Below are 6,674 nucleotides of genomic sequence, written 5' to 3'. Positions count from 1 at the left end.
CGCGAATGACGGCCCATTCATTTTCGCCGCATGTTATGTTGTATCTTTAACTCGCTTGCCCTATATCCCGCCCATGCCGGTGAGTCTTCCGCTAGCCCGTGTATGGGGCAATCTCGATGGGCGCCTTGATCGCATCGCGATCGGGGTCAGTGGCCTTTGCCTGGTCCACTGCGTCACCACGACCATCCTGCTGACCATCATTTCCTCGGCCGGCGGCCTGCTCAACCCGGCGATTCACGAAGTCGGCCTCACGCTTGCGATCGGCCTCGGCGCCTTTGCGCTGGTCCGCGGCGTGATGTCGCACGGCTATATGGCCCCCGCGATCGTCGGCGCCTTCGGGCTCGGCATCATGGCCGGTGCGCTCTCCCTGCCGCATGGCGAATTCGAGATTTTCTGGACGCTCGTCGGCGTCAGCCTCGTCGCGCTGGGCCATGACCTGAACCGGCGCGCCACCTACTGAATCTTGCCGCAAGCCCCCCGGACGCCTACATTGGCGCCATGCACGCGCACGATCATCATGAGCATCACGGCAACGACCTGACCAAGGCCGCACAGACCACGCTGGAGAAGTCCGGCGAGCAGTGGACGGCGATGCGCGAGCGCGTGTTCGAGGCGCTGGCGGGCTTCGACAAGCCGGCTTCGGCCTATGACATCGCCGAGGCGGTCTCCAAGGCCGAGGGCCGCCGAGTCGCGGCCAACAGCGTCTACCGGATCCTCGACCTGTTCGTCGGATCGAACCTCGCCCGCCGGGTCGAGAGCGCCAACGCCTATATGGCGAACACGCATCCCGACTGCCTGCACGACTGCATCTTCCTGGTCTGCGACAATTGCGGGCAGACCACGCATATCGACGACGACTCGATCACCAAGACGGTGCGCGCCGCCGCCAAGGGCGCGGGCTTCTCGCCCGAGCGCCCGGTGATCGAAGTGCGCGGCAAATGCGCGGATTGCGACTGATCGCGCCCCGCGCGGACACCTGCACCAAAAATCCATGACCGCAACGTTCGACTTCGCGAAAACGGAGGAGTAAGGGCAGTCGGATGGCCGATCTACCCAGCACCCCGCTGCTCGATACCGTCGACACGCCCGATGCCCTGCGCAAGCTCCAGCCGCACCAGCTCCGCCAGCTCGCCGACGAGCTGCGCGCGGAGACGATCTCCGCCGTGGGCAGCACCGGCGGGCACCTCGGCTCGGGCCTGGGCGTGGTCGAGCTGACCGTCGCCATCCATTACGTCTTCAACACCCCCGACGACCGGCTGATCTGGGACGTCGGGCACCAATGCTATCCGCACAAGATCCTCACCGGCCGCCGCGACCGCATCCGCACGCTGCGCCAGGGCGGCGGCCTGTCGGGCTTCACCAAGCGCAGCGAGAGCGAGTACGACCCGTTCGGCGCCGCGCACTCGTCGACCTCGATCAGCGCCGCGCTCGGCTTCGCGGTCGCCAACAAGCTCTCGGACAAGCCCGGCAAGGGCATCGCGGTGATCGGCGACGGTGCGATGAGCGCCGGCATGGCCTATGAGGCGATGAACAATGCCGAGGCGGCGGGGAATCGCCTGGTGGTGATCCTCAACGACAACGACATGTCGATCGCGCCGCCGGTGGGCGGCCTCTCCGCCTATCTGGCGCGGATGGTGTCGTCGTCGGAATATATGGGGCTGCGCAGCCTCGCGAAGCGGGCGATCCGCAAATTCTCGCGCCGGCTTACCACTGCGGCGGGCAAGACCGAGGAGTTCGCGCGCGGGCTCGTCACCGGCGGCACGCTGTTCGAGGAGCTGGGCTTCTATTATGTCGGCCCGATCGACGGCCATAATCTCGAGCACCTGATCCCGGTGCTGGAGAATGTCCGCGACAGCGCGGAGGGGCCGATCCTCATCCATGTCGTCACCAAGAAGGGCAAGGGCTATGCCCCGGCCGAGGCGGCGGCGGACAAATATCACGGCGTCCAGAAGTTCGACGTGATCACCGGCACCCAGGCCAAGGCGCCGCCGGGCCCGCCGGCCTATCAGAACGTCTTCGCCGACCAGCTGATCAAGGATGCCGAGAGCGATCCGCGGATCGTCGCGATCACCGCCGCCATGCCCTCGGGCACCGGCGTCGACCGCTTCGCCAGGGCGTTCCCCGACCGCACCTTCGACGTCGGCATCGCCGAGCAGCATGCGGTGACCTTCGCCGCCGGCCTGGCCGCGCAGGGGATGCGGCCGTTCTGCGCGATCTACTCGACCTTCCTGCAGCGCGCGTACGACCAGGTCGTGCATGACGTGGCGATCCAGAACCTGCCGGTGCGCTTCGCGATCGACCGCGCCGGGCTGGTCGGCGCGGACGGCGCGACGCATGCGGGGAGCTTCGACATCACCTATCTCGCCACCCTGCCCAACATGGTGGTGATGGCCGCGGCCGACGAGGCCGAGCTGGTCCATATGACGCATACCGCGGTGCTGCACGACAGCGGGCCGATCGCGCTGCGCTATCCGCGCGGCAACGGCACGGGCGTGGCGCTTCCGGAAGTCGCGCAGCGGCTCGAGATCGGCAAGGGCCGCATCGTCCGCGAGGGCAAGACCGTGGCGATCCTCTCGCTCGGCACCCGCCTGGCCGAGGCGCTCAAGGCCGCCGATGTGCTGGAGGCCAAGGGTCTTTCGACCACCGTCGCCGACCTGCGCTTCGCCAAGCCGCTCGACGAGGAGCTGATCCGCCGCCTGCTCACCACGCATGAGGTGGCGGTGACGATCGAGGAAGGCGCTGTCGGCGGGCTCGGCGCGCATGTGCTGACCATGGCGAGCGATCAGGGGCTGATCGATGCCGGCCTCAAGCTGCGCACGCTGCGCCTGCCGGACGTGTTCCAGGACCAGGACAAGCCCGAGCTGCAATATGCCGAGGCGGGCCTCAACGCCGACAATATCGTCGACACGGTACTCAAGGCGCTGCGCTGGAACGAGGCGGCGGTGACCGACGGGGCGCGGGCCTGAGGTTCTTCCGATAACCCCTGGTTATGTCCGTCGAACGCCTGTTCCGATGGACAGCGCCGCCCGCGCGGACCAGCATCCCCGGCAAAGCGTAACCCCGGGGATTGTCCAATGCTGAACCGCCGTGCCTTCCTGCTGAGCTCCGGCGCGGCTTTTCTCTCCGGCAGTGCCGCCGCGGCCGCCGTCACCCGGCAGCAAACGCGCGTCCGCGGGGCCGGCGCGCCGATCGAGATCGTCGATGACCTGTGGGGCACGCCGCATATCCGCGCCGCCACCATCCCCGACGCGTTCTTCGGCCAGGGCTATGTCGTGGCGCGCGACCGGCTGTTCCAGATCGACCTGGCGCATCGCCGCGAGCTCGGCCGGCTCGCCGAGGCGTTCGGGCCGAGCTTCGCCAGGCACGACGCCAATGCCCGGCTGTTCCACTATCGCGGCGACATCGACGCCGAGCTGCGCCGCGTGCCGGCCGATGTGCTCGCCTGCGCCAGGGCCTATGTCGCCGGGATCAATGCGCGCATCGAGGAAGTGATCGCCAACCCGGCGCTGCTCCCGCTCGAATATCGCATCCTGCAGATCATGCCCATCCGCTGGGACCTGCGCGACATGGTCCGCGCCCGCGAAGCCGCCGGCGGCAATGTCGACGACGAGATCCGCCGTGCCCGCTTGGCGGCGATCGGGATGCTCGATCTCGACGCGATCGTCGCCCCGCTGCGCCCGGCCTGGAAGATGGCCGTGCCCGAGGGCCTCGACGCCGCCGCGATCAGCCCGGCCGATCTCGGCGTGCTCAATATCGACGGCCTGCCCTGGGCCAACCTCACCGGCCAGGACCCCGCCGCCGCCTCGGCCGAGCGCGCCAATGCCGGCAGCAATGCCTGGACCGTCTCGCCGTCGCGCACCGCCACCGGCCGGCCGATCCTGGCGAATGACCCGCATCTCGGCATCGGCGGATTCAGCCCGCGTCACAATGCGCACCTGACCGCGCCGGGGCTCGACCTGATCGGCGGCGGCGCGCCCGGCCTGCCCGGGATCATGCAGGGCCATACCGATCGCTTCGCCTTCGGCCGCACCAACTTCCATATCGACCAGGGCGACTTGTTCATCCTCGAGCTCGACCCCGCCGATCCCGAGCGCTACCGCCATGACGGCGGCTGGAAGCGGTTCGACAAGGTCGAGGAAGCGATCGCGGTGAAGGACGGCGCGCCGTCCATGGTGACGCTGCGCTATTCGGTGCAGGGGCCGGTGATCTCCTACGATCCGGCCAAGCGCCGCGCCACAGCGCTCGCCACCATCGCGATGCAGCCGGGCGGCGACGGCGCCTTCGCGATGATCGCGATCAACCTGGCAAAGGATTGGAAGAGCCTGCGCAAGGCGTTCGAGCTCCACCCCTCGCCGACCAATTTCCACTATGCCGATGTCGAGGGAAATACCGGCTGGCAGGTGATCGGCTTCGTGCCGGTGCGCAAGAAGGGCGACGGGCTGCTCCCGGTGCCGGGCGACGGCCGCTACGACTGGACCGGCGTGCGCAAATATGAGTCGCTGCCGAGCGAGTACAACCCCGCCAAGGGCTGGTTCGCCTCGGCCAACCAGAACAACCTGCCCGCCGACTGGCCGCGCGACCGCATCCCCGCCTTCTCGTTCCGCGATCCCTATCGCTATGATCGCATCGCCGAGGTGTTGACCTCGCAGCCCAAGCACACGCTGGCCGACAGCGTAGCGCTCCAGCACGACACGCTCTCCACTCCGGCGCGCCAGTTTGTGGCCCTGCTCCCGCAAGTCCCCTCACCCGCGGCCAGGCCGGCGGTCGACATGCTGCGCGGCTGGGATGCGCGGATCGACCGCGACAGCGGTGCCGCCGCATTGTTCGAAGCGGTGTGGCGCGAGGCCGGCAAGCGCATGCTCGCCGCGATCGTGCCGGCCCGGGCAAAGGGGCTGGTCTCCAGCATCGCGCCCTCGATCCTGCTCGATGCGCTGGCGAAACCGGACAGCCGGCTCGGCCCCGACCCGGTCGCCGCCCGCGACGCGCTGCTCGACGCCGCGCTTGTCGCCGGCTGGGCGGCAATCCGCGACAAACTCGGCGCCGATCCGGCGGCCTGGCGCTACGGCGCGCTCCACCAGGTCCGCCTGCGCCACCCGCTCTCGGCGATCCCCGCCATCGCCAGGGCCTTCCCGGCGATCGAAGGCGAAGGATCGGGCGGCGACGGCTATACGGTGATGGCGCGCTGGCTCGGCTCCGGCCCGGGCTGGCAGGTCGGCGGCGGCGCGAGCTATCTGCAGGTGATCGATGTCGGCGCCTGGGACAATTCGCTGATGCTCAGCCTGCCCGGCCAGTCGATCGACCCGCGCTCGCCGCATTACCGCGACCAATATGGTAATTGGGCGAACGGACGGATGCAGCCCATGCCATTCAGCCGCGCCGCGGTCGACGCCCGTGCCGCCACCCGCACCACGCTGAACCCGGCATGAGGGCCGCCGCCGCTCTCCTGCTCGCGCTGATCGCCACGCCGGCAGCGGCGCAGGACCGCGGCTTCGACAAGGCGGTTACCGCGTTCCGCGCGCTCCACCGCGCAGAGGTGACCAAGGCAGGGATCGCCGGCAGCAGCTTCTATGTGATCCGCGACGGCCGCACGGTGGTGGCGGACCATCTCGGCGAGCAGGATGCCGATGCGCATGTGCCGGTCGACGCGCAGACCATCTATCACTGGGCATCGATCACCAAGACGATGACCGGGATCGCGATCCTGCAGTTGCGCGACCGCGGCCTGCTCAAGCTCGACGACCCGATCATCCGCTATGTGCCCGAACTCGCCCGGGTCCATGACCCGTTCGGCAATGCGTCCGAGATCACCATCGGCCAGCTGATGAGCCACAGCGCGGGCTTCCGGAACGGCACCTGGCCGTGGCGCAACAAGCCCTGGCAACCCTTCGAGCCGCCCGCCTGGGAACAGCTCAAGGCAATGCTTCCCTATACGGAAGTGCTGTTCAAGCCGGGCAGCAGGTTCAGCTATTCCAACCCCGGCATCGTCTATCTCGGCCAGGTGATCGAGCGGCTCTCGGGCGAGGATTTCGAAGTCTATATCGACAAGAACATCCTGCGCCCGCTCGGCATGCACGCCAGCTATTTCGACCGCACCCCGCCCTTCCTGCTGCCGCACCGCTCGCACAGCTATTACATCGAGAACGGCAAGCGCGTGGCGGCTCCGTTCGATGCCGATACCGGGGTGACCGTGTCCAATGGCGGCCTCAACGCGCCGCTGCCGGACATGGCGAAATATGTCGCCTTCCTGCTCGGCGACCCAAAGCGGCCCGACTATGACCTGGTCCTCAAGCGCGCTTCGCTCGACGAGATGTGGCAGCCCCGGATCAGCGCCGGCGAGGATTTCACCCAGGGCCGGATGGCCAGCACGACCTGGAGCGGGCTGTCCTTCTTCCTCGACAAGACCGACGGCATCCGCATCGTCGGGCATAATGGCGACCAGAACGGCTTCCGCGCCTATCTGAGCCTGTGCCCGGACCAGCATCTCGGCACGCTGCTCACCTTCAACACCGAGACGCGCGGCGTCGAGAATGCGCCGGGCAACCGCGACATGCCGGAGTCTCGGGTCGCGCTGGCGACGGATGGGCTTTGCAAGGCGGTTGCCGCGAAGAAATAGGCTGTTCCCCGGGGGGGGGCCCCGGGGGGCCGGCGGGGTGGGCGACGGCGCGGGCGGCCCG

5 protein-coding genes are annotated in these 6,674 nt (G+C 68.5%); all 5 read left to right on the top strand.

What is annotated here, in order from left to right; all coding sequences use genetic code 11:
- The first annotated feature begins 73 nt into the window (after positions 1–73).
- The 5 genes from AAHM44_RS24505 to AAHM44_RS24485 all read left to right on the top strand — a co-directional run bounded on the left by AAHM44_RS24505 (position 74) and on the right by AAHM44_RS24485 (position 6,613).
- The gene (locus AAHM44_RS24505) at positions 74–460 is read left to right on the top strand and encodes a MerC domain-containing protein (RefSeq protein WP_269576394.1); all 387 of its coding nucleotides are present in this window, start codon (positions 74–76) and stop codon (positions 458–460) included.
- Between the two features lie 38 nt (positions 461–498).
- Positions 499–957 (top strand): Fur family transcriptional regulator, encoded by a 459-nt coding sequence (locus tag AAHM44_RS24500; protein WP_184168859.1) that lies wholly within the window; start codon positions 499–501, stop codon positions 955–957.
- 83 nt (positions 958–1,040) lie between these two features.
- Positions 1,041–2,966: a 1-deoxy-D-xylulose-5-phosphate synthase gene (gene dxs, locus AAHM44_RS24495; protein WP_184168860.1), complete on the top strand. Its 1,926-nt coding sequence runs from the start codon at positions 1,041–1,043 to the stop codon at positions 2,964–2,966.
- 108 nt (positions 2,967–3,074) lie between these two features.
- Positions 3,075–5,426, top strand: a complete 2,352-nt coding sequence (locus AAHM44_RS24490) for a penicillin acylase family protein (RefSeq protein ID WP_342251622.1) — start codon at positions 3,075–3,077, stop codon at positions 5,424–5,426.
- Positions 5,423–6,613, top strand: coding sequence for a serine hydrolase domain-containing protein (locus AAHM44_RS24485; protein ID WP_342251621.1), 1,191 nt, complete (start codon positions 5,423–5,425; stop codon positions 6,611–6,613). Before AAHM44_RS24490 ends, AAHM44_RS24485 begins: the two co-directional genes overlap by 4 nt.
- Positions 6,614–6,674 lie beyond the last annotated feature (61 nt).

Source organism: Sphingomonas sp. OTU376, assembly GCF_038440415.1.
Classification (GTDB): domain Bacteria; phylum Pseudomonadota; class Alphaproteobacteria; order Sphingomonadales; family Sphingomonadaceae; genus Sphingomonas; species Sphingomonas kyeonggiensis_A.
The sequence above is the reverse complement of the archived record's forward strand: the minus strand, read 5'-3'. Positions and strand labels throughout refer to the sequence as shown.

Excerpts from the sequence above, each read along its gene's own strand:
- AAHM44_RS24505 (WP_269576394.1), top strand. The coding sequence starts at position 74 with ATGCCGGTGAGTCTTCCGCTAGCCCGTGTATGGGGCAATCTCGATGGG.
- AAHM44_RS24500 (WP_184168859.1), top strand. The coding sequence starts at position 499 with ATGCACGCGCACGATCATCATGAGCATCACGGCAACGACCTGACCAAG.
- dxs (WP_184168860.1), top strand. The coding sequence starts at position 1,041 with ATGGCCGATCTACCCAGCACCCCGCTGCTCGATACCGTCGACACGCCC.
- AAHM44_RS24490 (WP_342251622.1), top strand. The coding sequence starts at position 3,075 with ATGCTGAACCGCCGTGCCTTCCTGCTGAGCTCCGGCGCGGCTTTTCTC.
- AAHM44_RS24485 (WP_342251621.1), top strand. The coding sequence starts at position 5,423 with ATGAGGGCCGCCGCCGCTCTCCTGCTCGCGCTGATCGCCACGCCGGCA.